Below are 25,713 nucleotides of genomic sequence, written 5' to 3' on the forward strand. Positions count from 1 at the left end.
AATATCTTCCACAACGCTTGCGCCTTTATTCTGTGGCGTGAATAATTTCGGTAATGACCGTTTTATTACGCCGTGTGGCAGCGGGTCAGTTAACCAATTAAAGAGGAACAGTTTGAACATAGATACGCGTGAAATTAGCCTTGAGCCAGCAGACAACGCTCGCCTGCTGAGCCTGTGCGGGCCGTTTGATGACAACATCAAACAACTGGAGCGACGTCTCGGTATCGAAATCAATCGTCGCGATAATCATTTCAAACTTACCGGGCGCCCTATCTGCGTCAACGCCGCTGCGGACATTCTGCGTAGCCTGTATGTGGATACATCCCCCATGCGCGGCGAAATTCAGGATATCGAACCGGAACAAATTCACCTCGCCATTAAAGAGGCGCGCGTGCTTGAGCAAAGCGCGGAAAGCGTTCCGGACTACGGTAAGGCAATCAATATCAAGACGAAACGTGGCGTCATTAAGCCGCGTACGCCAAACCAGGCACAGTACATCGCCAATATCCTCGACCACGACATCACCTTCGGGGTGGGGCCGGCGGGCACGGGTAAAACCTATCTGGCCGTTGCCGCGGCGGTCGATGCGCTGGAACGCCAGGAGATCCGTCGAATTCTGCTGACCCGTCCGGCCGTTGAAGCGGGCGAAAAGCTGGGCTTCCTGCCGGGCGATCTGAGCCAGAAGGTCGACCCGTATCTGCGTCCTTTATACGATGCGCTGTTCGAAATGCTGGGCTTTGAGAAGGTCGAGAAGCTCATTGAGCGTAACGTTATCGAAGTTGCCCCGCTCGCCTACATGCGCGGCCGTACGCTGAACGATGCGTTCATCATTCTTGATGAAAGCCAGAACACCACCATCGAACAGATGAAAATGTTCCTGACGCGTATCGGCTTTAACTCGAAAGCGGTCATCACCGGTGACGTCACCCAGATCGACCTGCCGCGCAGCACCAAATCAGGCCTGCGCCACGCCATTGAAGTGCTGGCCGAGGTCGACGAAATCAGCTTTAACTTCTTCCATAGTGAAGACGTGGTACGCCACCCGGTGGTCGCGCGTATCGTTAACGCCTATGAAGCCTGGGAAGAGGCGGATCAGAAGCGTAAGGCCGAACTGGCCGCAGAACGTAAGCGCGAAGCGCAGGAGCAAGAACAGAAATGAGTCAGGTGATCCTCGATTTACAGCTGGCCTGTGAAGACAATTCCGGCATGCCAGATGAGGCACAGTTTCAGAAATGGCTGGATGCCGTTATTCCTCAGTTTCAGGAAGAATCAGAAGTTACGATTCGCCTGGTGGATGAAGCGGAAAGCCATGAGCTTAACCTGACCTATCGCGGGAAAGATAAGCCGACCAACGTGCTCTCTTTCCCGTTCGAAGCGCCTCCGGGCATTGAGATGCCGCTGCTGGGCGATCTGATCATCTGCCGTCAGGTGGTTGAACAGGAAGCCAAAGAGCAGCAAAAGCCGCTTGAGGCCCACTGGGCGCATATGGTGGTACACGGCAGTCTGCATCTGCTCGGCTACGATCACATTGAAGATGACGAAGCGGAAGAGATGGAGTCCCTCGAGACAGAGATAATGCTTGCTCTGGGCTATGAGGATCCGTACATTGCCGAGAAAGAATAGTCCGTCACCTGACTGACTCCCATGCCGCCACGAAAGGATATCGCGTGGCTGTATACGTTGAACTAACAAGAGAACCCTTAACAAACGCCATGAGCGACGACAATTCACACAGTAGCGACACGACAACCAGTAAAAAGGGATTTTTCTCCCTCATTCTGAACCAGCTTTTCCACGGCGAACCCAAAAACCGTGATGAACTGCTGGAGCTGATTCGTGATTCCGGGCAGAACGACCTTATCGACGAAGATACGCGCGAAATGCTCGAAGGGGTTATGGACATCGCCGACCAGCGCGTTCGCGATATCATGATCCCCCGCTCGCAGATGATCACCCTGAAACGTAACCAGACCCTGGACGAGTGCCTCGATGTCATCATCGAATCCGCCCACTCGCGTTTCCCGGTCATCAGCGAAGACAAAGATCACATCGAAGGGATTTTGATGGCGAAAGATCTGCTGCCGTTTATGCGCAGCGATGCCGAAGCCTTCAGCATGGAAAAAGTGTTACGCCAGGCCGTGGTTGTGCCGGAAAGTAAACGTGTGGATCGGATGCTGAAAGAGTTTCGCTCTCAGCGTTACCACATGGCGATTGTTATTGATGAATTTGGTGGCGTCTCCGGTCTGGTCACGATCGAGGATATCCTTGAGCTGATCGTGGGCGAAATCGAAGACGAGTACGACGAAGAAGAGGATATCGACTTCCGTCAGCTCAGCCGCCACACCTGGACCGTGCGCGCGCTGGCCTCCATTGAGGACTTCAACGACGCCTTCGGGACCCACTTCAGCGATGAAGAGGTCGATACCATTGGCGGGCTGGTGATGCAGGCCTTTGGCCACCTCCCGGCGCGCGGTGAGACCGTTGACATCGACGGTTACCAGTTCAAAGTAGCCATGGCCGACAGCCGACGTATTATACAGGTTCATGTCAGAACGCCGGACGACTCACCGGTGCCAAAACTGGAAGATTAATGTAAATGGCATTTGCCCCATTGCTTGAACGCCAGCGCGTCCGTTTGCTGCTGGCGCTGTTACTCGGAGCCAGCGGTACGCTGGCTTTTTCTCCTTACGATATCTGGCCCGCGGCCATACTCTCCCTGATGGGGCTTCAGGGTCTGACCCTGAACCGTCGTCCGGTACAGGCTGCCGCTATCGGCTACTTCTGGGGACTGGGGCTGTTTGGCTCAGGTATTAACTGGGTCTACGTCAGCATCGCCCAGTTTGGCGGTATGCCTGGCCCGGTAAACGTCTTCCTGGTGGTCCTGCTCGCCGCGTATCTCTCGCTTTATACCGGCCTGTTCGCCGGCATCCTTTCTCGCCTGTGGCCCAAAACCACTTGGCTGCGCGTCGCCATTGCCGCACCGGTGGTCTGGCAAATCACGGAGTTCCTGCGCGGCTGGGTGCTGACCGGCTTCCCGTGGCTGCAGTTCGGCTACAGTCAGATTGACGGCCCGCTCAAGGGCCTGGCGCCGGTCATGGGCGTTGAGGCCATTAACTTCCTGCTGATGGTGGTCAGCGGCCTGCTGGTCCTGGCGCTGGTCACGCGCGGCTGGAAGCCGCTGGTTGTGGCGCTGGTGCTGTTCGCCCTGCCCTTCCCGCTGCGCTATATCCAGTGGTTCACGCCTGAGCCCGCGCGCGCCATGCAGGTTTCCATGGTTCAGGGGAACATCCCGCAGTCCATGAAGTGGGACGAGAAAGAGCTGCTGAACACGCTGAAGATCTACGCCAACGCCACCGAAGAGGTGATGGGTAAATCGCAGCTGATTATCTGGCCGGAGTCTGCCATTCCCGATCTGGAGATCAACCAGCAGCCGTTCCTCAACATGATGAACGACCTGCTGCTCTCGCGTGGCAGCACGCTAATCACCGGGATTGTCGATGCACGTCTGAATCAGCAGAACCGCTACGACACCTACAACACCATCATTACGCTCGGAAAAGACAGCGAATACAGCTACCACTCCACTGACCGGTACAACAAGAACCATCTGGTGCCGTTCGGTGAATTTGTCCCGCTGGAGTCGATTCTGCGCCCGCTGGCCCCGTTCTTCGACCTGCCGATGTCCTCCTTCAGCCGCGGCCCGTACGTACAGCCTCAGCTGCACGCGCACGGCGCAGCCCTGACGGCGGCTATCTGCTACGAAATCATCCTCGGCGAGCAGGTGCGTGATAACTTCCGCCCTGATACAGACTATCTGCTGACCATCTCCAACGATGCCTGGTTTGGTAAGTCTATCGGCCCGTGGCAGCACTTCCAGATGGCACGTATGCGCTCTCTGGAGCTGGCGCGTCCGCTGCTGCGCAGCACCAACAACGGCATCACCGCCGTGATTGGTCCGCAGGGTGAAATCCAGGCGATGATCCCGCAGTTTACCCGAGAGGTGCTGACCACGAATGTCACGCCAACCACAGGCCTGACTCCATATGCGCGCACCGGCAACTGGCCGCTGTGGATCCTGACCGCGCTATTCGGCTTTGGCGCGGTGCTGATGAGCCTGCGCCAGCGTCGTAAATAACCTTCCCTTCTGTTGCCGGGTGGCGGCTACGCCTTACCCGGCAATCCCTCCCAAATCTTAAAACTGGCACGCCTATTGCTTTGTTTATTCAGGTAAACGCAGTTTGGCTTAACGTGCAACTTTGTCGCACCAGCGTAGATCACCGGCAGCACCGTAACGGTGCAACGGGAGATATTTGCCTCTGAATGGTGCGGCGCGCTTCGCAAAAATAAACAATAACGCAGCAAAATCTTTACATTAAGCCAGACTAAATGTTAACAAGCTTGCATAACACTGCACTCGCATTGCGCGAGATATAACAACATCACAATGGGTATCAATGCGTCGCTGGCGCTGATAAAAAAGGAGTTGGGTATGCAATTACGTAAACTGGCCACAGCAATGCTGGTTATGGGAATGTCTGCAGGCGTGGTTCACGCTGAAGATGCGCCTGCAGCAGGCAGTACTCTCGACAAGATTGCCAAAAACGGCGTTATCGTGGTCGGCCACCGTGAATCTTCTGTCCCGTTCTCTTACTACGACAACACGCAAAAAGTCGTGGGCTATTCACAGGATTACTCCAACGCCATCGTTGAAGCCGTGAAGAAAAAGCTGAACAAACCTGACCTGCAGGTGAAGCTGATCCCAATCACTTCACAGAACCGTATTCCACTGCTGCAAAACGGCACCTTTGACTTCGAGTGTGGCTCCACCACTAACAACCTGGAGCGTCAGAAACAGGCTGCTTTCTCTGACACCATCTTTGTCGTGGGTACCCGCCTGCTGACGAAGAAAGGCGGTGAGATCAAAGACTTCGCTGACCTGAAAGGTAAAGCGGTTGTCGTGACCTCCGGTACCACGTCAGAAGTGCTGCTCCACAAGCTGAACGACGAGAAGAAAATGGACATGCGCATCATCAGCGCGAAAGACCATGGCGACTCCTTCCGTACCCTGGAAAGCGGTCGTGCCGTCGCATTTATGATGGATGACGCCCTGCTGGCGGGCGAGCGTGCGAAAGCGAAAAAACCAGACAACTGGGATATCGTCGGTACCGCGCAGTCGAAAGAAGCCTACGGCTGTATGCTGCGTAAAGACGATCCGCAGTTTAAAAAGCTGATCGATGACACCATCGCTCAGGTGCAGACCTCCGGCGAAGCGGAAAAATGGTTCGACAAATGGTTCAAGAACCCGATTCCACCGAAAAACCTGAACATGAATTTTGAACTGTCTGACGACATGAAAGCGCTGTTCAAATCTCCAAATGACAAGGCTCTTAACTAATTAGAACAACAGGGGCGGGATCTCCTGCCCTCTCGATTGTCGGGAAGCATGGACAGACTATACGTTGAGTGGTCGTTCCCCACTCAGCGCGAAAAATGAGCTTCTCACCAATCTTCGAGGGTAGCGCTGCTACCCTTTTTTTTCTGGAGTTTATTATGTCAATCGACTGGAACTGGGGCATATTCCTGCAACAAGCCCCGTTCGGCAACACCACCTATCTTGGCTGGCTGTGGAGCGGCTTTCAGGTCACCGTGGCATTATCGATAACGGCGTGGATTATCGCGTTTCTTGTCGGTTCTTTGTTCGGTATTCTGCGCACCGTCCCTAACCGCTTTCTTTCAACACTTGGCACCCTGTATGTGGAACTGTTCCGTAACGTTCCGCTGATCGTGCAATTCTTTACCTGGTATCTGGTTATCCCGGAACTGCTGCCGGAAAATATTGGCATGTGGTTCAAGTCGGAACTGGATCCGAACGTGCAGTTTTTTGTCTCCTCCATGATGTGTCTGGGGCTGTTTACCGCTGCGCGCGTTTGCGAGCAGGTGCGTGCCGCCATTCAGTCATTGCCGCGCGGACAAAAAAATGCGGGCCTGGCGATGGGCCTGACGCTGCCCCAAACCTACCGCTACGTGCTGCTGCCAAACGCCTACCGCGTTATCGTTCCACCGATGACCTCAGAGATGATGAACCTGGTGAAAAACTCGGCCATCGCCTCGACTATCGGCCTGGTCGATATGGCCGCGCAGGCGGGCAAACTGCTGGATTACTCCGCTCACGCGTGGGAATCCTTCACCGCGATCACGCTCGCGTATGTTCTGATTAACGCTTTCATCATGCTGGTGATGAACCTGGTTGAACGCAAAATTCGCCTGCCGGGCAACATGGGGGGCAAATAATGTACGAATTTGACTGGAGTTCTGTCGTTCCATCCATGCCTTACCTGCTTGATGGACTGATGATTACCTTAAAAATCACCGTCATTGCCATCATCGTCGGTATCGTCTGGGGCACCCTGCTGGCCGTCATGCGCCTGTCGAGCTTTAAGCCGCTCGCATGGTTTGCAACCGCCTACGTTAACGTGTTCCGTTCCATCCCGCTGGTGATGGTGCTGTTGTGGTTTTACCTGATTGTGCCCGGCTTCCTGCAAAACGTGCTGGGGCTGTCGCCGAAAACCGATATCCGTCTGATCTCCGCCATGGTGGCGTTCTCAATGTTTGAGGCCGCTTACTACTCTGAGATTATCCGAGCGGGCATTCAGAGTATCTCCCGTGGGCAATCCAGCGCCGCGCTGGCCCTGGGGATGACGCACTGGCAGTCCATGCAGCTCATTATTCTGCCGCAGGCGTTTCGCGCCATGGTTCCGCTCCTGCTTACCCAGGGTATCGTGTTGTTCCAGGATACCTCGCTGGTCTACGTTCTGAGTCTGGCAGACTTTTTCCGTACCGCGTCAACCATCGGCGAACGTGATGGTACGCAGGTTGAGATGGTGCTCTTTGCGGGTGCGGTCTATTTTGTGATTAGTTTAAGCGCGTCGCTGTTGGTCAGCTGGCTGAAGAAAAGGACGGTATAATGATTTCCCTGAAAAATGTTTCTAAATGGTATGGGCACTTTCAGGTGCTGACCGACTGCTCCACCGAGGTAAAAAAAGGTGATGTGGTAGTGGTGTGCGGGCCGTCCGGTTCCGGTAAATCGACGCTGATCAAAACTGTTAACGGACTGGAGCCGGTCCAGCAGGGTGAGATCGTCGTCAACGGCACCAAAGTCAACGACAAGAAAACCAACCTCGCCCAGCTTCGCTCTCACGTTGGCATGGTGTTCCAGCATTTTGAGCTATTCCCACACCTCTCCATTATTGAGAACCTGACGCTGGCGCAGGTAAAAGTGCTTAAGCGTGATAAAAAAGCGTCGCGCGAGAAAGGCCTTAAGCTCCTGGAACGCGTTGGGCTCTCGGCGCATGCCGATAAGTTCCCGGCGCAGCTTTCTGGCGGCCAGCAGCAGCGTGTGGCGATCGCCCGCGCGCTGTGCATGGATCCGGTGGCGATGCTGTTTGATGAGCCAACGTCGGCGCTCGATCCAGAGATGATCAACGAAGTGCTGGACGTGATGGTCGAGCTGGCGCACGAAGGGATGACCATGATGGTTGTGACCCACGAAATGGGCTTCGCACGTAAGGTGGCCAACCGCGTGATCTTTATGGACGAAGGGAAAATTGTCGAAGATTCTCCGAAAGAGGAGTTCTTCGCCAACCCGAAATCTGAACGTGCGAAAGATTTCCTCGCCAAAATCCTGCACTAATCTTCCCGGTGCGCAATCTGCGGATTGCGCACTGCTTCACGCTTTAACTCTCTTTATCTATTCGGCGTCACATTGCAGCGTTAACCTTGTCACAAAATAACGCTATAAATGGAGAACGCTATGGCACAACCCATCATTTTCGATTGCGATCCGGGTCATGATGACGCGATCGCGCTCGTTCTTGCACTTGCCTCCCCTGAACTCGACGTCAAAGCCGTCACCTCTTCCGCCGGAAACCAGACGCCGGATAAAACCCTGCGTAACGTTTTGCGCATGCTGACGCTGCTTGGGCGCACCGATATTCCCGTCGCCGGTGGCGCCCTCAAGCCCCTGATGCGTGAATTAATTATCGCGGATAACGTGCATGGTGAAAGCGGGCTGGACGGTCCGGCACTGCCGGAGCCGGGCTTTACGCCGCAAAACTGTACCGCCGTGGAGCTGATGGCGAAGGTGCTGCGCGAGAGCGCGGAGCCCGTCACGCTGGTGGCAACGGGACCGCAAACCAACGTCGCGCTGCTGCTGAACTGCCATCCTGAACTGCACGGTAAAATCGCCCGTATCGTCATCATGGGCGGAGCCATGGGGCTGGGAAACTGGACGCCGTCTGCAGAATTCAACATTTTTGTCGACCCGGAAGCGGCGGAGATTGTGTTCCAGTCAGGCTTGCCAGTTGTGATGGCAGGGCTGGACGTGACCCATCGCGCACAGATTATGGCAGACGACATTGAGCGCTTCCGTGCCGTGGGTAATCCGGTCGCGACAACCGTGGCTGAGCTGCTCGACTTCTTTATGGAGTATCACAAAGCCGAGAAGTGGGGCTTCCACGGCGCGCCGCTGCACGATCCGTGTACCATTGCCTGGCTGTTAAAACCGGAGATGTTTACTACGGTTCACAGATGGGTTGGCGTCGAAACGCAGGGGAAATACACCCAGGGCATGACGGTGGTGGACTACTACTCACTGAGGGGAAATAAGCCGAATACTACGGTGATGGTGGATATTGACCGGGAGGCGTTTGTGGATTTGCTGGCGGAGAGGCTGGCTTACTATAGTGCGTAGTGCGGCCTGATGCCCTCACCCCGGCCCTCTCCCACAGGGAGAGGGCGCAAACCTGCGCTTTACCTAGGGCTCAAACGGCCGACGCTGGAACTGATCGTGGCCGCATTTCGGACACAGCGGCAGCACGTCCGGCGTATAGACCGCAATATGGTGGTGGCAATTCTCGCACACCAGATTTCCCAGCCCGACCACCTCACCGCTGTGGTACACACCGTGGTGGTTCAAATCCTGAAAGACTTCACGCCACTCCAGCTGCGTTTTATCCGTGATGTCGGCCAGCTCCTGCCACAGGCTCTCTTTGATCACCCGCATGAAAACGCTGTCCGTGACCTCCTCCTGGCTCTCCTGGTAGCTGCGAGCAAACTCTTCCAGATCGCGACGCACGGCACGCGTCACCTCTTCCACTTCGGTTCGCGTTAACTCACCCGTTTGCGACACACGGGCACGCGCCTGCTCCACCAGCGCGTCGATATCGCGCTCGCCGTTACGCAGCCGCTCCGTCAGTGTCGCCACCAGTTCGCGGTAAAATTGAGCAACCTTGTTCATCATTTTGCCTCCCGGGTAAGTAACTATTTCTAATAATAGACCTTATTTCACCGCCGCTTTGTCAGGTGAAGCACAGACCCGGTAAATTCCTGCAAAGCGCATTTGTGCGAAAGGCTGTTTTGACGCGGGCGTTTGGGCTATGCTATGCGGATCTGAATTACCACATCCATTGGCTACATTTGTAGCTGTATTGAAAACAGGACCACTGGCTGCCATGCAAGAGCAATACCGCCCGGAAGAGATAGAATCAAAAGTCCAGCAACACTGGGACGAGAAGCGCACCTTTGAAGTAACCGAAGACGAGAGCAAAGAGAAGTATTACTGCCTGTCGATGCTTCCCTATCCTTCTGGTCGACTACACATGGGCCACGTGCGTAACTACACCATCGGCGATGTGATTGCGCGTTACCAGCGCATGCTCGGCAAAAACGTGCTCCAGCCTATCGGCTGGGATGCGTTCGGTCTTCCTGCGGAAGGCGCAGCGGTCAAAAACAACACCGCACCGGCACCGTGGACGTACGACAACATCGCGTACATGAAAAACCAGCTCAAAATGCTGGGCTTTGGCTATGACTGGAGCCGCGAGCTGGCAACCTGTACCCCAGAATACTATCGCTGGGAGCAGAAGTTCTTCACCGAGCTGTACAAAAAAGGGCTGGTGTATAAGAAGACCTCTGCCGTTAACTGGTGCCCGAACGACCAGACCGTTCTCGCGAACGAACAGGTTATTGATGGCTGCTGCTGGCGCTGTGACACCAAAGTTGAGCGTAAAGAGATCCCTCAGTGGTTTATCAAAATCACCGCTTACGCTGATGAGCTGCTGAACGATCTGGATAATCTGGACCACTGGCCAGATACCGTTAAGACCATGCAGCGCAACTGGATCGGCCGTTCCGAAGGCGTGGAAATCACCTTCAACGTTGAGAACTACGACCAGACCCTGACCGTCTACACCACCCGTCCGGACACCTTCATGGGCGCGACCTACCTAGCCGTGGCCGCAGGTCACCCGCTGGCGCAGAAAGCGGCAGAAAACAATCCGGAACTGTCTACCTTCATCGACGAATGCCGCAACACCAAAGTGGCCGAAGCCGATATGGCAACGATGGAGAAAAAAGGCGTTGATACCGGCTTTAAAGCCATTCACCCGCTGACTGGCGAAGCGATCCCTGTCTGGGCCGCCAACTTCGTACTGATGGAATACGGCACGGGCGCCGTGATGGCCGTTCCGGGTCACGATCAGCGCGACTACGAATTTGCCACCAAATATGGCCTGACCATCAAGCCTGTTATCCTGGCGGCTGACGGTTCAGAACCAGACCTGTCTGAACAAGCGCTGACCGAAAAAGGGACCTTGTTCAACTCCGGCGAGTTCAGCGGTCTGAGCTTCGAAGAGGGCTTCAATGCCATCGCCGATAAGCTGGCCTCTCTGGGCGTGGGTGAGCGTAAGGTTAACTTCCGTCTGCGCGACTGGGGCGTATCCCGTCAGCGTTACTGGGGTGCACCAATCCCAATGGTGACGCTGGAAGATGGCACCGTGATGCCAACGCCTGAAGATCAGCTCCCGGTGATCCTGCCGGAAGACGTCGTCATGGACGGCATCACCAGCCCGATCAAAGCCGATCCTGAGTGGGCAAAAACCACCGTCAACGGTCAGCCTGCGCTGCGTGAAACCGACACCTTTGACACCTTTATGGAGTCATCCTGGTACTATGCGCGCTACACCTGCCCGCAGTATCAGGAAGGCATGCTGGATTCCAAAGCGGCAAACTACTGGCTGCCGGTAGATATCTACATCGGCGGCATTGAACACGCCATCATGCACCTGCTCTACTTCCGCTTCTTCCACAAGCTGATGCGCGATGCGGGCATGGTGAACTCTGACGAACCGGCCAAACAGCTGCTGTGTCAGGGCATGGTGCTGGCAGATGCATTCTATTACGTCGGCGCCAACGGCGAGCGTAACTGGGTTTCTCCGGTTGACGCCATCGTCGAGCGCGACGAGAAAGGCCGTATCGTGAAGGCGAAAGACGCCGAAGGTCATGAACTGGTTTATACCGGCATGAGCAAGATGTCCAAGTCGAAAAATAACGGTATCGACCCACAGGTGATGGTTGAGCGCTACGGTGCAGACACCGTTCGTCTGTTCATGATGTTTGCCTCTCCGGCTGATATGACTCTGGAGTGGCAGGAATCTGGCGTTGAAGGCGCTAACCGTTTCCTGAAACGCGTCTGGAAACTGGTTTACGAACATACTGCTCTGGGTGATGCCCCGGCGCTGAACGCCGCCGCACTGACTGAAGATCAGCAGGCGCTGCGTCGTGATGTTCATAAAACGATTGCGAAAGTAACCGATGATATTGGTCGTCGTCAGACCTTCAATACCGCAATTGCGGCTATTATGGAACTGATGAACAAGCTGGCGAAAGCCCCGCAGGACGGTGAGCAGGATCGCGCCTTAATGCGTGAAGCACTGCTGGCTGTTGTTCGCATGCTGAACCCGTTCACTCCACACGTTAGCTTCACCTTGTGGCAGGAGCTGAAAGGCGAAGGAGATATCGACAACGCGCCGTGGCCGCAGGCTGACGAAGCAGCGATGGTGGAAAACACGACGCTGGTAGTGGTTCAGGTGAACGGTAAAGTCCGCGGTAAAATTACCGTGGCGGTCGATGCAACCGAAGAACAGGTTCGCGAGCGCGCGGGTCAGGAACCTCTGGTCGCAAAATATCTTGAGGGCGTTACCGTACGTAAAGTGATCTACGTACCGGGTAAACTGCTCAATCTGGTCGTTGGCTAAGCGCGGGAGGAAACGTGCGACAACTGGCAACAATACTCTTATCACTGGCGGTGCTTGTCACCGCTGGCTGCGGATGGCACCTGCGCAATACCACGGCGGTGCCTGCTGAGATGAAAACGATGATTTTCGACTCATCAGATCCGAATGGCCCACTCAGCCGGGCAATTCGTAATCAGCTACGTCTGAACGGCGTTGAGCTTGTTGAAAAACAAACGCTGCGCCAGGATGTACCGTCTCTGCGTATTATAGGAGGAGGTCTGTCGAGAGATACCGCTTCTATCTTCCAGGATGGCCGTACAGCTGAATATCAGATGGTGCTGACGGTCAGCGCAGCGGTCCTGATCCCGGGTAAAGACATCTACCCAATCAGCGCTAAAGTGTACCGTTCGTTCTTCGATAACCCGCAGACGGCGCTGGCAAAAGATGCCGAACAGCAGATTATCATCAACGAAATGTACGACAAGGCGGCGGAACAGCTGATCCGTAAACTGCCAAGTATTGCAGCGTCTACCAAACAAGGCTCTGACATTGTTGAAAAACCGGTTGCCGGCACGCTTCCTGCTGCTAACTCTCTGGGTAAATGATGATCAGGCTGTATCCTGAACAACTCCGCGCGCAGCTCAAAGAAGGGCTGCGCGCGGCGTATCTGCTTCTTGGAAACGATCCGTTATTACTTCAGGAAAGCCTGGATGCCGTGCGGCATGAGGCCGCTTCTCAGGGCTTCGATGAACACCACACCGTCCAACTGGATAACAGCACCGACTGGAATGCCCTCTTCTCACTCTGTCAGGCGATGAGCCTTTTTGCGTCGCGCCAGACTATTCAGATCCTGCTGCCGGAGAACGGCCCTAACGCGGCCATCAATGAACAGCTGGCCACGCTGGTCAGCCTGCTTCACAGCGATCTGCTGCTGATTGTGCGCGGTAACAAGCTTACCAAAGCGCAGGAAAACGCGGCGTGGTTCACCCAACTCGCAGCCCACGCGGTGCAGGTCACCTGTCAGACGCCTGAACAGGCGCATCTGCCAAAATGGGTCGCAGCGAGAGCGAAGCAGAACAACCTTCAGCTGGATGATGCGGCGAACCAACTGCTCTGCTACTGCTATGAAGGCAATCTGCTTGCACTGGCACAGGCGCTGGACAGACTCTCCCTGCTCTGGCCGGATGGCAAGCTGACCTTGCCGCGCGTCGAGCAGGCCGTTAACGACGCAGCACACTTCACGCCGTTCCACTGGGTGGACGCGCTGCTGTCGGCGAAAAGCAAACGCGCCCTGCATATTCTGCAACAGCTGCGTCTCGAAGGGAGCGAACCCGTTATTCTGCTGCGTACGCTGCAGCGCGAATTACTGCTGCTGATTACGCTCAAGCGTCAGTCTGCCCATACGCCGCTGCGTTCGCTGTTTGATAAACACCGCGTGTGGCAAAATCGCCGGGCTTTGACCACCGAGGCCGTCAACCGCCTGAGTCATGAACAGCTTCGTCAGGCTGTACAGCTTCTGATGCGCGCAGAGCTCACGTTAAAACAAGATTACGGCCAGTCGGTGTGGGCGGAGCTGGAAAGCCTTTCTCTGCTGCTCTGCCACAAGGCGCTGGCAGACGTTTTTATTGATGGATAGCATGCATTCTTTACAGGCCTTATATGGCGGCACCTTCGACCCGGTACATTACGGGCATCTGAAGCCGGTTGAAATTCTGGCGAATCTGATCGGCCTTCAGCGCGTCACCATTATGCCCAACAATGTCCCGCCCCATCGTCCACAGCCCGAGGCGACCAGCGAGCAGCGAAAAGAGATGCTTGCCCTTGCCATTGCGGATAAACCCCTCTTCCGACTTGACGAGCGTGAGCTGCGTCGCGACACCCCCTCCTGGACATCTCAGACGCTTCAGGAGTGGCGCGCCGAACAAGGGCCAGACCAGCCGCTGGCGTTTATCATCGGCCAGGATTCCCTGCTGAATTTCCCCACATGGCATCAGTATGAAACTATTCTGGACAACAGCCACCTGCTGGTCTGCCGCCGTCCGGGCTATCCGCTGACCATGCGCGAAGCGCAGTACCAGCAGTGGCTGGAAGACCATCTCACCGATAATGTTGAAGATCTTCATAATCAGCCTGCCGGGAAGATCTATCTGGCGGAAACGCCGTGGTTCGATATCTCTGCGACCCTCATTCGTGAGCGTTTACAGCAGGGTTTAGCCTGTGACGATCTGCTCCCCGCACCGGTGTTAGCCTATATCCATGCGCACGGTTTGTATCAGAAAAGCGCAGATGAATAGCCGGAAGGCATAAAAAGCGGCTTATTGTTTATCCTGCCTTGACAGGGTAAGCCATACTGTTATTCTCCGCTGCCAGACTTTCCCGCCGATAATTGCTTTACAGAAATTGTTTTACAAAAATGGCGATGCAATCTCAGGCGGAGGGTGGGATGATACCCGCCTTCTGAAGCCCGACCGGAGACATTTGTCCCGACACAGGCGTGAGTTCAGGTATACTGTCTGGCTACGAATTCAAAGTTTTACAATCTCATTCACCCCAGGGGGAAAACTTGCAGGGTAAAGCACTCCAGGATTTTGTTATTGACAAAATTGATGACCTGAAAGGTCAGGACATCATCGCTATCGACGTTAAGGGTAAATCCAGTATTACCGACTGCATGATCATCTGCACCGGTACATCGACGCGTCATGTTGTTTCGATTGCCGATCACGTGGTTCAGGAATCGCGTGCAGCAGGGCTGTTGCCGCTGGGCGTTGAAGGTGAAGCGACGGCTGACTGGGTAGTAGTCGACCTCGGCGATGTGATTGTCCACGTCATGCAGGACGAGAGCCGTCGCCTGTATGAGCTGGAAAAACTCTGGAGTTAATGCGTGAAGTTGCAGCTGGTCGCCGTCGGCACCAAAATGCCGGACTGGGTACAAACCGGTTTTACTGAATATCTGCGTCGTTTTCCAAAAGACATGCCGTTCGAGCTGGTGGAAATTCCCGCCGGTAAGCGCGGCAAGAACGCTGATATCAAACGTATTCTCGATAAAGAGGGAGAACTGATGCTGGCTGCCGCAGGCAAGAACCGCATCGTCACCCTCGATATTCCAGGTAAACCCTGGGATACGCCGCAGCTGGCGCAAGAACTGGAGCGCTGGAAGCAGGATGGCCGTGACGTCAGTCTGTTGATTGGCGGGCCAGAAGGGTTATCCCCTGCCTGCAAAGCGGCGGCTGAACAAAGTTGGTCCCTCTCCGCGCTGACGCTTCCCCACCCGCTCGTTCGGGTACTGGTGGCTGAAAGCCTGTATCGCGCGTGGAGCATTACTACCAACCACCCCTATCACCGCGAGTAATGACTGACCAGGGTAGATTAAGCAGCGGATGAAACTACAGAATTCTTTTCGCGACTATACGGCTGAGTCCGCGCTGTTTGTGCGCCGGGCGCTGGTCGCCTTTACCGGGATTTTGCTGCTTACCGGCGTGCTGATCGCCAACCTCTATAATCTGCAAATTGTCCGCTTTACCGACTACCAGACGCGTTCAAACGAAAACCGTATTAAGCTGGTGCCTATAGCACCCAGCCGCGGCATTATTTACGATCGTAACGGCACCCCGCTGGCGTTGAACCGCACCATCTATCAAATCGAGATGATGCCGGAAAAAGTCGATAACGTTCAGGATACGCTGGAAGCGCTAAAGAGCGTTGTCGACCTTAACGATGACGATATCGCCGCCTTCAAAAAAGAGCGCGCCCGCTCTCACCGTTTTACCTCCATTCCGGTTAAAACCAATCTGACGGAAGTTCAGGTGGCCCGCTTTGCGGTGAACCAGTACCGTTTCCCCGGCGTGGAAGTGAAGGGCTATAAGCGTCGCTACTATCCCTACGGCTCCGCCCTGACGCATGTGATTGGCTACGTTTCCAAAATTAACGACAAAGACGTTGACCGTCTTGATAAAGACGGCAAGCTGGCCAACTACGCCGCAACGCACGATATCGGTAAGCTGGGGATCGAACGTTACTACGAAGACGTTCTGCACGGGCAAACCGGCTATGAAGAGGTTGAGGTTAACAACCGTGGCCGCGTGATCCGCCAGCTGAAAGAAGTGCCGCCTCAGGCGGGGCATGACGTCTATCTGACGCTCGACCTCAAGCTTCAGCAGTATATTGAAACCCTGCTGGCGGGCAGTCGTGCAGCCGTTGTGGTCACCGATCCTCGTACCGGCGGCATCCTGGCGATGGTCTCCATGCCTAGCTATGACCCGAACCTCTTCGTTGACGGCATATCCAGTAAAGACTATTCCGGTCTGCTGAACGATCCGAACACGCCGCTGGTGAACCGTGCAACGCAAGGGGTTTACCCGCCGGCATCAACGGTTAAACCGTACGTCGCGGTTTCTGCGCTGAGTGCCGGCGTCATCAACCGTAATACCAGCCTGTTTGACCCAGGCTGGTGGCAGCTGCCTGGCTCAGATAAGCGCTATCGTGACTGGAAAAAATGGGGCCACGGTCATCTGAACGTCACCAAATCGCTGGAGGAGTCTGCGGATACCTTCTTCTATCAGGTGGCGTATGACATGGGGATCGACCGCCTGTCAGAATGGATGAGCAAATTCGGCTACGGACACTATACCGGCGTTGACCTTGCAGAAGAACGCTCCGGCAACATGCCGACGCGCGAATGGAAGCTGAAGCGTTTTAAAAAACCGTGGTATCAGGGCGACACCATTCCGGTGGGTATCGGTCAGGGCTACTGGACGGCAACGCCGCTTCAGATGAACAAAGCCATGATGATCCTCATCAATGACGGCGTGGTGAAAGTGCCGCATCTGCTGCAGAGTACGGTTGAAGACGGCAAAAAAGTGCCGTGGAACCAGCCGCATGAAGCCCCGGTGGGTGACATACATTCAGGCTTCTGGGAAATTGCGAAAGACGGTATGTACGGCGTGGCAAACCGCCCGAACGGTACCGCACACAAGTATTTCGCCGGGACGCCGTACAAAGTGGCGGCGAAGTCCGGTACTGCGCAGGTGTTTGGTCTTAAGGCCAATGAAACCTATAACGCGCACCGCATTGCTGAACGTCTGCGTGACCATAAGCTGATGACGGCGTTTGCTCCTTATGACAACCCGCAGGTCGCGGTGGCAATGATTCTCGAGAACGGCGGTGCCGGGCCTGCAGTAGGGACCATCATGCGCCAGATCCTTGACCACATCATGCTGGGTGATAACAACACCGAACTGCCGGCTGAAAACCCGGCCGCCGCTGCGGCGGAGGACCAATAATCATGACGGATAATCCAAATAAAAAATCGCTGTGGGACAAAATCCACATCGACCCAGCCATGCTGCTGATCCTGCTGGCTCTGCTGGTTTACAGCGCGCTGGTTATCTGGAGCGCCAGCGGCCAGGACATCGGGATGATGGAGCGCAAAATCGGCCAGATCGCCATGGGTCTAATTATCATGGTGGTGATGGCGCAGATCCCGCCGCGCGTCTACGAAGGCTGGGCGCCCTATCTCTACATCTTCTGTATTATTCTGCTGGTTGCGGTCGATGCGTTTGGCGCCATTTCAAAAGGGGCGCAGCGCTGGCTGGATCTGGGCGTTGTCCGCTTCCAGCCCTCTGAAATTGCCAAAATCGCCGTTCCACTGATGGTGGCACGCTTTATCAACCGCGACGTCTGTCCGCCGTCTCTGAAGAATACCGCTATCGCGCTGGTGCTGATTTTCCTGCCAACGCTGCTGGTTGCGGCACAGCCTGACCTGGGGACCTCAATCCTTATTGCCCTCTCCGGCCTGTTTGTCCTGTTCCTGTCGGGACTGAGCTGGCGCCTGATTGGTATCGCGGTGGTGCTGATTGCGGCTTTCATTCCTATCCTGTGGTTCTTCCTGATGCATGACTACCAGCGCCAGCGCGTTATGATGCTGCTCGATCCGGAAACCGATCCGCTGGGCGCGGGCTATCATATTATTCAGTCAAAGATTGCGATTGGCTCCGGCGGGCTGCGCGGTAAAGGCTGGCTGCACGGCACGCAGTCTCAGCTGGAATTTTTACCGGAACGCCACACCGACTTTATCTTTGCCGTACTGGCGGAAGAACTGGGACTGGTTGGCATCTTAATATTGCTGGCGCTTTATGTACTGCTGATCATGCGTGGATTGTGGATTGCAGCACGCGCGCAAACCACCTTTGGTCGCGTCATGGCTGGCGGGTTGATGCTGATTTTATTCGTTTATGTCTTCGTAAATATTGGTATGGTGAGTGGTATTCTGCCGGTGGTAGGCGTACCGCTGCCGCTGGTGAGTTACGGAGGCTCGGCACTGATCGTGTTGATGGCCGGGTTTGGTATCGTGATGTCGATCCATACCCACAGAAAAATGTTGTCAAAAAGCGTATAAAAATAAGGGGATCGGAATGCGTAAGCAGTGGCTGGGGATCTGCATTGCGGCAAGTTTACTTGCGGCCTGCACAAGTGATGATGGTCAGCAACAGGCAACCGTCGCGCCGCCGCAGCCTGCGGTGTGTAATGGCCCGATCGTTGAAATCAGCGGTGCCGATCCCGTTTATGAACCGCTGAATGCCAGTGCCAATCAGGATTACGAGCGCGACGGCAAAAGCTATAAAATTGTTCAGGACCCTTCCCGTTTCAGTCAGGCGGGCTTTGCCGCCATTTATGATGCCGAGCCAGGCAGTAACCTGACGGCATCCGGGGAAGCGTTCGACCCAATGCAGCTGACGGCAGCACATCCGACGCTGCCTATCCCGAGCTACGCCCGTATCACCAACCTGGCGAACGGCCGTATGATCGTCGTGCGCATCAACGACCGCGGCCCGTACGGGAATGACCGGGTGATTTCCCTGTCGCGCGCGTCTGCCGATCGCCTGAACACCTCGAACAACACCAAGGTCCGTATTGACCCGATTATCGTCGCGCAGGATGGTTCGCTCTCCGGGCCGGGAACCGCGTGTACGACGGTCGCAAAACAGACCTATGCCCTTCCTGACCGCCCAAATCTTGACGGCGGAATGGGAAGCGTCTCGTCTCCGGCAGAGCCTGCTCAGCCGGGGGGAGAAATCCGCCCGATCAGTAATGATACGCTGCAAAGCGAAGATTCTACCGGCGCGCCGGTAAAGAGTAGCGGTTTTCTTGGCGCCCCAACGACCTTAGCCTCGGGCGTGCTGGAAGGCAGTGAGCCTACTCCAGCCCCTGCTCCCGTTGCCGCGCCAGCAACCCAGCCGGCTCCCGTAACGGCGCCCGCGGCCACGCAAAGTGCGGCGGTGGCGGCTCCAACAGCAGCCAGCGGCAGCTATGTGGTTCAGGTCGGTGCAGTGAGCGATCAGGCCCGGGCCAAACAGTATCAGCAGCGTCTGAGCCAGCAGTTTGGCGTACCAGGACGCGTTGAGCAGAACGGTGCGGTCTGGCGCATTCAGATGGGGCCGTTTGCCAGCAAATCGCAGGCCGCCTCCCTGCAGCAGCGTTTGCAGAATGAAGCTCAGCTTCAGTCATTTATCGCTGTTGCAAAATAATTAACCGGCGGTATCCGAATTGTCAGTTTGTGTAAAACGCATTCACAAACTCATGCTTAAAGTCGGATGCCTGCCTGAATAGCATTTGCTATAGTAAGGCACTTTTTTTAATTCCATCACGGATGTCGTAGTTCTGACCATGAAGACCACTTTTTCTGCTCGTTTTGTGCAGCGCATGGCGCTGACCACGGCCCTTTGCGCGGCTGCGCTCTCTGCAGCTCACGCCGATGACCTGAATATCAAGACCATGATCCCTGGCGTTCCGCAAATCGACGCGGAATCCTACATCCTGATCGATTACAACTCTGGCAAAGTGCTGGCAGAACAGAATGCCGATGCCCGCCGTGACCCGGCCAGCCTGACCAAAATGATGACCAGCTACGTTATCGGCCAGGCGATGAAGGCGGGTAAATTCAAAGAATCGGATCTGGTCACCATCGGTAACGATGCGTGGGCAACCGGGAACCCTGTTTTCAAAGGTTCCTCTCTGATGTTCCTGAAGCCGGGTATGCAGGTTCCTGTTTCCCAGCTGATTCGCGGTATCAACCTGCAGTCGGGTAACGACGCCTGCGTGGCAATGGCCGATTTCGCCGCCGGTAGCCAGGACGCCTTCGTGGGCCTGATGAACAGCTACGTGAACGCGCTGGGTCTGAAAAATAGCCATTTCCAGACCGTACACGGCCTGGATGCAGACGGCCAGTACAGCTCCGCGCGTGACATGGCTCTGATTGGTCAGGCGCTGATCCGCGATGTCCCCAATGAATACTCTATCTATAAAGAGAAAGAGTTCACCTTCAACGGTATTCGTCAGACCAACCGTAACGGTCTGCTGTGGGATAACAGCCTGAACGTTGACGGCATCAAAACTGGCCACACCGACAAAGCGGGCTACAACCTGGTGGCCTCTGCCACTGAAGGTCAGATGCGTCTGATCTCTGCCGTGATGGGCGGCCGCACCTTCAAAGGTCGTGAAACAGAAAGCAAGAAGCTGCTGACCTGGGGCTTCCGTTTCTTCGAAACCGTGAACCCACTGAAAGCAGGCAAAGAGTTTGCGTCTGAACCCGTCTGGTTCGGCGACAACGACCGTGCTTCACTCGGTGTTGATAAAGATCTCTATCTGACCATTCCGCGTGGTCGTATGAAGGATCTGAAAGCCAGCTACGTACTGAACAGCACCGAGCTGCACGCCCCGCTGCAGAAAAACCAGGTTGTGGGCACGATCAACTTCCAGCTGGATGGCAAAACGATCGATCAGCGTCCGCTGGTGGTCCTGCAAGAAATTCCTGAAGGCAATTTCTTCGGCAAAATCATTGATTACATTAAATTGATGTTCCACCACTGGTTTGGTTAAAAATTGAACACTTGAAAGTGTGATTTTGATCCCCATATACTAAGTATCCTGATAACTCCCACCTGACGTGGGAGTTATTATTTTTTGACGTTACGCCGGAGCTGACATGAAAACCAAACTTAACGAACTGCTTGAATTCCCTACCTCATTTACCTACAAAGTAATGGGTCTGGCGAAACCTGAGCTGGTTGATCAGGTGGTTGAAGTGGTACAGCGCCATGCGCCCGGTGACTACTCTCCGTCAGTAAAACCAAGCAGCAAGGGCAACTACCACTCGGTTTCTATTACCATCACTGCGACACATATTGAGCAGGTTGAAACGCTTTACGAAGAACTCGGCAATATCGAAATTGTTCGTATGGTGCTGTAGCCCCTTTGCGGTTACCCGGTTTGCCGGGTAACCCCTCTCCCCGCTGTGATATAATCCCGCACACCTTTTGTCCCTCGTCTTCGGAGACGCAGTTTTGTATCAGGATAAAATTCTGGTCCGTCACCTCGGGCTGCAACCTTATGAGCCTGTCTCCCAGGCTATGCATGACTTCACCGATTCACGCGATGACAGCACCCCGGATGAGATCTGGCTTGTCGAACACCTGCCGGTATTTACTCAGGGTCAGGCGGGTAAAGCAGAACATTTGTTAATGACGGGAGATATCCCGGTTATTCAGAGCGATCGCGGCGGTCAGGTCACTTACCATGGACCCGGGCAGCAGGTGATGTACGTCCTGCTCAACCTGAAGCGCAGAAAGCTGGGCGTCCGCGAACTGGTTACCTTACTGGAACAAACTGTCGTCAACACGCTGGCGGAATATGGTATTGATGCGCATCCGCGAGCCGATGCGCCTGGGGTGTACGTTGGGGAAATGAAAATCTGCTCTCTGGGGCTGCGTATTCGTAAAGGCTGTTCGTTCCACGGCCTGGCATTGAACATTAATATGGATCTCGCCCCTTTCCAGCGCATAAACCCCTGCGGCTACGCCGGCATGGAAATGACGCAAGTGCGTCAGTGGGTTGAAACCGCTACGCCAGACAGTATTCGTCCCGTGCTTTTGAAGAATGTTTTAGCACTACTTAACAATCCCCCACACGAATATATCGCTGCTTAATATATCATACAACATGGCTCGCTAATTTGGCGGGCCACCGTTTATTTACCGTTTTTGCGCTTTACAATATTCCACAGATTCTATATTTTCGAAGCGCCCGAATATTACCGCTACATATTATTTAGCCTCCAGCAAGTACGGCAAACACGGCATAAGTAACGTGAGCAATTATCACACAAGTGTTTGCTTTTGATAAACAAGTGAAACAAAACCAACACTTTACGAATCTCTACAAGCATAATAAATAAATTCAACTATCATTCATATTGTGAATGTATACGGAGTGAAAGCGTGGAGTATAATAATTTACCAGCCAAACGACTGAATGAACCTGGTGGCGAAGACAAGCCGCAAATTTTTCGGACTTTACGTAATATTGATCTCAATTTATTGACTATTTTTGAGGCAGTATATGTCCATAAGGGTATCGTTAACGCTGCGAAAATTCTTAATCTCACGCCTTCAGCAATAAGCCAGTCAATCCAAAAGCTGCGCGCTATATTTCCTGACCCGTTATTTATCCGTAAGGGCCAGGGGGTAACGCCGACGGCTTACGCCACGCATCTGCATGAGTATATCAGCCAGGGTCTGGAGTCGATTCTGGGCGCACTGGATTTAACCGGGAGCTATGATAAGCAAAGAACCATCACCATCGGCTGTTCCCCTTCTGTGGGTGTACTGGTCATGCCTGCGATCTTTCAGGCCGTGAAAGAGCATGCTCCGCAGCTCCTGCTTCGCAATGTGCCTCTCAATGAACCTGACATTCAACTTGCCCAGTTCCAGACGGACCTGATTATAGAAAGCGGCAGCTTCAGTGCCAGAGCGCTCGGTCAAAATGTGCTCTATGCAGATAATCTGGTGCTGGTTTGCCGCCAGCAGCATCCTGCTCTTAGCGAGCCGTTGACCATCGAAAACCTTCGCAACTACGACCATTCGTCTTTCATGACCGAAGGGCAGTCTAACCATGCACTTCGTCAGCGCATTGATGAAATTTTCCCTGAACGACAGATCAGCTTCAGCAGCTACAATATGTTTACCACCGCATCCCTGATCGGTAGCAGCGACATGCTGTGCGTTATGCCATCACGCCTGTACAGTCTGCTACGAAAATGCTGGCCGCTGGAAAGCATTCCGCTCAGCCAGCTTAATGCGGAATCTATCGAGATTTCACTTCATTATAACAAGCTGAGTTTGCGCGATCCGGTCCTGGAAAACGTCATCCGCATTATCCGTCAGGCCTTCTGACAGGTTTAGCCAGCACAAGTCCCTGCAACCCGCAGGGCAAAAGGCACAAAACAACAACTATTTTACAAATTGGCGATCTGGCAGGCTGCTTTAACGACCGTTTCAATGATATACTGCCTGTCGTTCGTTCAAAAATAGTTGATAAATACAACATTCCCTTGAAATGAAACGCTTTCCTTCGATATTCGCAACTGGAACACGCACGCTATGAGTAAACCCATTGTGATGGAACGCGGTGTTAAATACCGCGATGCCGATAAAATGGCCCTTATCCCGGTTAAAAACGTGGCTACAGAGCGCGAGGCGCTGTTAAGAAAACCGGAATGGATGAAAATCAAACTTCCGGCCGACTCTTCGCGTATCCAGGGGATCAAAGCGGCGATGCGCAAGAATGGCCTTCACTCCGTTTGTGAAGAAGCCTCTTGCCCGAACCTTGCTGAATGTTTCAATCACGGTACCGCGACGTTTATGATTCTGGGTGCTATCTGTACCCGCCGCTGCCCGTTCTGCGATGTTGCTCATGGCCGTCCAGTCGCGCCTGATGCTAACGAACCCCAGAAACTGGCGCAGACCATCGCCGACATGGCGCTGCGTTATGTGGTTATCACGTCGGTTGACCGTGACGACCTGCGTGACGGTGGTGCTCAGCACTTCGCCGACTGTATTACGGCCATTCGCGAGAAAAGTCCAAACATCAAAATCGAGACGCTGGTGCCTGACTTCCGTGGCCGTATGGACCGCGCGCTGGATATCCTCACCGCTACGCCGCCAGATGTGTTTAACCACAATCTGGAGAACGTGCCGCGTATCTACCGTCAGGTACGCCCGGGTGCTGACTATAACTGGTCTCTGAAACTGCTGGAGCGTTTCAAAGAAGCGCATCCACATATTCCGACTAAGTCTGGTCTGATGGTGGGTCTGGGTGAAACTAACGACGAAATCATCGAGGTGATGCGCGATCTTCGCCGCCACGGTGTGACCATGTTGACCCTGGGACAGTATCTCCAGCCAAGCCGTCACCACCTGCCGGTACAGCGCTACGTGAGCCCGGACGAGTTCGATGAAATGAAAGCCGAAGCGATGGCGATGGGCTTCACCCACGCAGCATGCGGCCCATTTGTTCGCTCTTCATACCATGCCGATATGCAGGCTAAAGGCGAAGAAGTGAAATAATGCTGTAATATTCATTTACAGTAATACGAAAAAACCGGCCACATGAGCCGGTTTTTTTTCGCAAGCCCTTGGGCGATGCTGTCACTCTTTGTGAGAAAGCTTATCTGCCGGGACGTCATCCTCGGCGCTTTTCTTCGCCGCTGCATCATCATCGTTCATCGCTTTCTTAAAGCCTTTGATGGCAGCCCCCAGGTCACCACCCAGCGTGCGTAACTTCTTGGTACCAAACAGCAGGACGACCAGTGCGGCAACCACCAGCAGTTTGGTAATACTAATCTCACCCATAGATACCTTCTTTACTTATAACAGGCTGCATTCAGCGCCAAAACCTGATTGTATTAACGGTCATTTAGCGCGTGCACACAATAGCAATCTGTAACAAGGTGAATCAAGCATTGTTGAAAAAAACATCACAATAATTGCGGTGGCGCAAACCGACGATTAAGAAGAACGGGTAATTGCTGACGCGCAAGCGCAATTCTCTCTGGTTTTATCTCCGCAACCAGCAGGTCCGGGGCTTCAGCGGCGGCGGCTATCGTCACCCCCAGCGGATCAACCACCCTGCTTTGCCCGATGTTTTTCGTGCCACATTCTCCTGCGGCAACGACATAGCAGGTGGTATCCAGCGCGCGTGCCGCAAGCAACGTTGCCCAGTGGTGCTCTTTTAACGGCCCTTTGACCCACGCGGCAGGCAGCACCAGCATGTCCGCACCCTGCAGCGCCAGATGCAGCGCCAGCTCGGGAAAACGCAGGTCATAGCAGGTCATCAGCCCGATCCTGAATCCGTCAATCTCCAGCAGCGGTGGGATATTGTCTCCGGGGTCAACGAGCCTCGACTCCTGGATGCTGAACGCGTCATAGAGATGAAGCTTGGCGTAATGTGCGACTATGGCCCCGTCACGAATCGCCACCAGCGTATTCACTGCACGGCCCTGCGTGGAGGGAACATGGATCGTTAAGATTGTCGTCATCGTATTGCCCGCGCTCTGGGCGAGCAAATGTTGTAAAAATTCGCCGTCCAGCGGCTGCGCGGACTTCACGGATAAATCCGGGTCATTATCATCCCTGGCCAGCAGCGCCTCGGGGAGAACCAGCAGCGACGCCCCTTTCTGCCCGGCCTGCTTCATCAGGTTGACGCACGTGAGCGCATTTTTATGCCACTCAGGCGTGACCACAAACTGCCCTACCGCAACATACATATTTGTCCCCTTATCATAAACGGCGTTAAACTCGCTTCTCTT

The 25,713-nt window shown here is 54.5% G+C and carries 26 protein-coding genes; 23 read left to right on the forward strand and 3 right to left on the reverse strand.

What is annotated here, in order from left to right:
* Positions 1–112: 112 nt before the first annotated feature.
* The 9 genes from AC4IBF_RS15635 (at position 113) to rihA (ending at position 8,749) form a co-directional block, all read left to right on the forward strand.
* Positions 113–1,159, forward strand: a complete 1,047-nt coding sequence (locus tag AC4IBF_RS15635; RefSeq protein WP_008501053.1) for a PhoH family protein — start codon at positions 113–115, stop codon at positions 1,157–1,159.
* Positions 1,156–1,623, forward strand: coding sequence for an rRNA maturation RNase YbeY (gene ybeY, locus AC4IBF_RS15640; RefSeq protein WP_008501052.1), 468 nt, complete (start codon positions 1,156–1,158; stop codon positions 1,621–1,623). The genes AC4IBF_RS15635 and ybeY overlap by 4 nt, the downstream gene beginning before the upstream one ends.
* Before the next feature lie 89 nt (positions 1,624–1,712).
* Positions 1,713–2,591 carry a CNNM family magnesium/cobalt transport protein CorC gene (gene corC / locus AC4IBF_RS15645; protein WP_021242574.1) on the forward strand — a complete coding sequence of 293 codons (879 nt, stop codon included), beginning with the start codon at positions 1,713–1,715 and terminating at the stop codon, positions 2,589–2,591.
* Positions 2,592–2,596: 5 nt separating this feature from the next.
* Entirely contained in the window at positions 2,597–4,135 is a 1,539-nt protein-coding gene (lnt, locus tag AC4IBF_RS15650) for an apolipoprotein N-acyltransferase (protein ID WP_133293992.1), read from the forward strand.
* A gap of 354 nt (positions 4,136–4,489) precedes the next feature.
* Positions 4,490–5,395 carry an amino acid ABC transporter substrate-binding protein gene (locus AC4IBF_RS15655; RefSeq protein ID WP_008501049.1) on the forward strand — a complete coding sequence of 302 codons (906 nt, stop codon included), beginning with the start codon at positions 4,490–4,492 and terminating at the stop codon, positions 5,393–5,395.
* Positions 5,396–5,550: 155 nt separating this feature from the next.
* Positions 5,551–6,291: a glutamate/aspartate ABC transporter permease GltJ gene (gltJ, locus tag AC4IBF_RS15660; RefSeq protein ID WP_008501048.1), complete on the forward strand. Its 741-nt coding sequence runs from the start codon at positions 5,551–5,553 to the stop codon at positions 6,289–6,291.
* Entirely contained in the window at positions 6,291–6,965 is a 675-nt protein-coding gene (gene gltK / locus AC4IBF_RS15665; protein ID WP_111964391.1) for a glutamate/aspartate ABC transporter permease GltK, read from the forward strand. The genes gltJ and gltK overlap by 1 nt, the downstream gene beginning before the upstream one ends.
* Entirely contained in the window at positions 6,965–7,690 is a 726-nt protein-coding gene (locus AC4IBF_RS15670; RefSeq protein WP_014883001.1) for an amino acid ABC transporter ATP-binding protein, read from the forward strand. Before gltK ends, AC4IBF_RS15670 begins: the two co-directional genes overlap by 1 nt.
* 120 nt (positions 7,691–7,810) lie before the next feature.
* Complete coding sequence (rihA, locus tag AC4IBF_RS15675) at positions 7,811–8,749, forward strand: pyrimidine-specific ribonucleoside hydrolase RihA (RefSeq protein ID WP_252092647.1); 939 nt, start codon at positions 7,811–7,813, stop codon at positions 8,747–8,749.
* Positions 8,750–8,812: 63 nt separating this feature from the next.
* Here the strand turns inward: rihA and AC4IBF_RS15680 are convergent, their stop codons facing one another.
* Complete coding sequence (locus AC4IBF_RS15680; protein WP_111964474.1) at positions 8,813–9,295, reverse strand: zinc ribbon-containing protein; 483 nt, start codon at positions 9,293–9,295, stop codon at positions 8,813–8,815.
* Positions 9,296–9,509: 214 nt separating this feature from the next.
* On the opposite strand from AC4IBF_RS15680, the gene leuS reads away from it, so the two are divergent.
* The 14 genes from leuS to lipA all read left to right on the forward strand — a co-directional run bounded on the left by leuS (position 9,510) and on the right by lipA (position 24,472).
* Positions 9,510–12,092, forward strand: a complete 2,583-nt coding sequence (leuS, locus tag AC4IBF_RS15685) for a leucine--tRNA ligase (protein WP_143344829.1) — start codon at positions 9,510–9,512, stop codon at positions 12,090–12,092.
* Positions 12,093–12,106: 14 nt separating this feature from the next.
* Complete coding sequence (lptE, locus tag AC4IBF_RS15690; RefSeq protein WP_252092646.1) at positions 12,107–12,676, forward strand: LPS assembly lipoprotein LptE; 570 nt, start codon at positions 12,107–12,109, stop codon at positions 12,674–12,676.
* Entirely contained in the window at positions 12,676–13,707 is a 1,032-nt protein-coding gene (gene holA, locus AC4IBF_RS15695) for a DNA polymerase III subunit delta (protein WP_223582399.1), read from the forward strand. Before lptE ends, holA begins: the two co-directional genes overlap by 1 nt.
* Positions 13,700–14,365 (forward strand): nicotinate-nucleotide adenylyltransferase, encoded by a 666-nt coding sequence (gene nadD, locus AC4IBF_RS15700; RefSeq protein ID WP_136195347.1) that lies wholly within the window; start codon positions 13,700–13,702, stop codon positions 14,363–14,365. Before holA ends, nadD begins: the two co-directional genes overlap by 8 nt.
* A 269-nt stretch (positions 14,366–14,634) precedes the next feature.
* The gene (gene rsfS, locus AC4IBF_RS15705; RefSeq protein WP_115874490.1) at positions 14,635–14,952 is read left to right on the forward strand and encodes a ribosome silencing factor; all 318 of its coding nucleotides are present in this window, start codon (positions 14,635–14,637) and stop codon (positions 14,950–14,952) included.
* 3 nt (positions 14,953–14,955) lie between these two features.
* The gene (gene rlmH, locus AC4IBF_RS15710) at positions 14,956–15,423 is read left to right on the forward strand and encodes a 23S rRNA (pseudouridine(1915)-N(3))-methyltransferase RlmH (protein ID WP_023310748.1); all 468 of its coding nucleotides are present in this window, start codon (positions 14,956–14,958) and stop codon (positions 15,421–15,423) included.
* A gap of 28 nt (positions 15,424–15,451) precedes the next feature.
* The gene (mrdA, locus tag AC4IBF_RS15715; RefSeq protein WP_008501038.1) at positions 15,452–17,353 is read left to right on the forward strand and encodes a peptidoglycan DD-transpeptidase MrdA; all 1,902 of its coding nucleotides are present in this window, start codon (positions 15,452–15,454) and stop codon (positions 17,351–17,353) included.
* Between the two features lie 2 nt (positions 17,354–17,355).
* Positions 17,356–18,468, forward strand: a complete 1,113-nt coding sequence (gene mrdB / locus AC4IBF_RS15720; RefSeq protein WP_023310746.1) for a peptidoglycan glycosyltransferase MrdB — start codon at positions 17,356–17,358, stop codon at positions 18,466–18,468.
* A 16-nt stretch (positions 18,469–18,484) separates the two neighbouring features.
* The gene (rlpA, locus tag AC4IBF_RS15725; RefSeq protein ID WP_111964397.1) at positions 18,485–19,597 is read left to right on the forward strand and encodes an endolytic peptidoglycan transglycosylase RlpA; all 1,113 of its coding nucleotides are present in this window, start codon (positions 18,485–18,487) and stop codon (positions 19,595–19,597) included.
* A gap of 139 nt (positions 19,598–19,736) precedes the next feature.
* Complete coding sequence (gene dacA / locus AC4IBF_RS15730; RefSeq protein WP_032638844.1) at positions 19,737–20,948, forward strand: D-alanyl-D-alanine carboxypeptidase DacA; 1,212 nt, start codon at positions 19,737–19,739, stop codon at positions 20,946–20,948.
* 106 nt (positions 20,949–21,054) lie between these two features.
* Positions 21,055–21,318, forward strand: coding sequence for a DUF493 family protein YbeD (ybeD, locus tag AC4IBF_RS15735; RefSeq protein ID WP_006177135.1), 264 nt, complete (start codon positions 21,055–21,057; stop codon positions 21,316–21,318).
* A 94-nt stretch (positions 21,319–21,412) separates the two neighbouring features.
* On the forward strand, positions 21,413–22,054 hold the full coding sequence (gene lipB, locus AC4IBF_RS15740; protein WP_111964398.1) for a lipoyl(octanoyl) transferase LipB: 642 nt from the start codon (positions 21,413–21,415) through the stop codon (positions 22,052–22,054).
* A 291-nt stretch (positions 22,055–22,345) separates the two neighbouring features.
* The gene (locus AC4IBF_RS15745; RefSeq protein ID WP_115874489.1) at positions 22,346–23,299 is read left to right on the forward strand and encodes a YbeF family transcriptional regulator; all 954 of its coding nucleotides are present in this window, start codon (positions 22,346–22,348) and stop codon (positions 23,297–23,299) included.
* A gap of 207 nt (positions 23,300–23,506) precedes the next feature.
* Positions 23,507–24,472, forward strand: coding sequence for a lipoyl synthase (gene lipA / locus AC4IBF_RS15750; protein ID WP_028019480.1), 966 nt, complete (start codon positions 23,507–23,509; stop codon positions 24,470–24,472).
* An 81-nt stretch (positions 24,473–24,553) separates the two neighbouring features.
* Here lipA and tatE read toward each other — a convergent pair whose 3' ends face one another.
* Together tatE and AC4IBF_RS15760 are read right to left on the reverse strand one after the other, a co-directional pair.
* Positions 24,554–24,757, reverse strand: a complete 204-nt coding sequence (gene tatE, locus AC4IBF_RS15755) for a twin-arginine translocase subunit TatE (RefSeq protein ID WP_023310742.1) — start codon at positions 24,755–24,757, stop codon at positions 24,554–24,556.
* 125 nt (positions 24,758–24,882) lie between these two features.
* The gene (locus tag AC4IBF_RS15760; RefSeq protein ID WP_133293988.1) at positions 24,883–25,671 is read right to left on the reverse strand and encodes a deaminated glutathione amidase; all 789 of its coding nucleotides are present in this window, start codon (positions 25,669–25,671) and stop codon (positions 24,883–24,885) included.
* Positions 25,672–25,713: the final 42 nt, after the last annotated feature.

Source organism: Enterobacter sp. Taxon_8 (genome assembly GCF_058354585.1).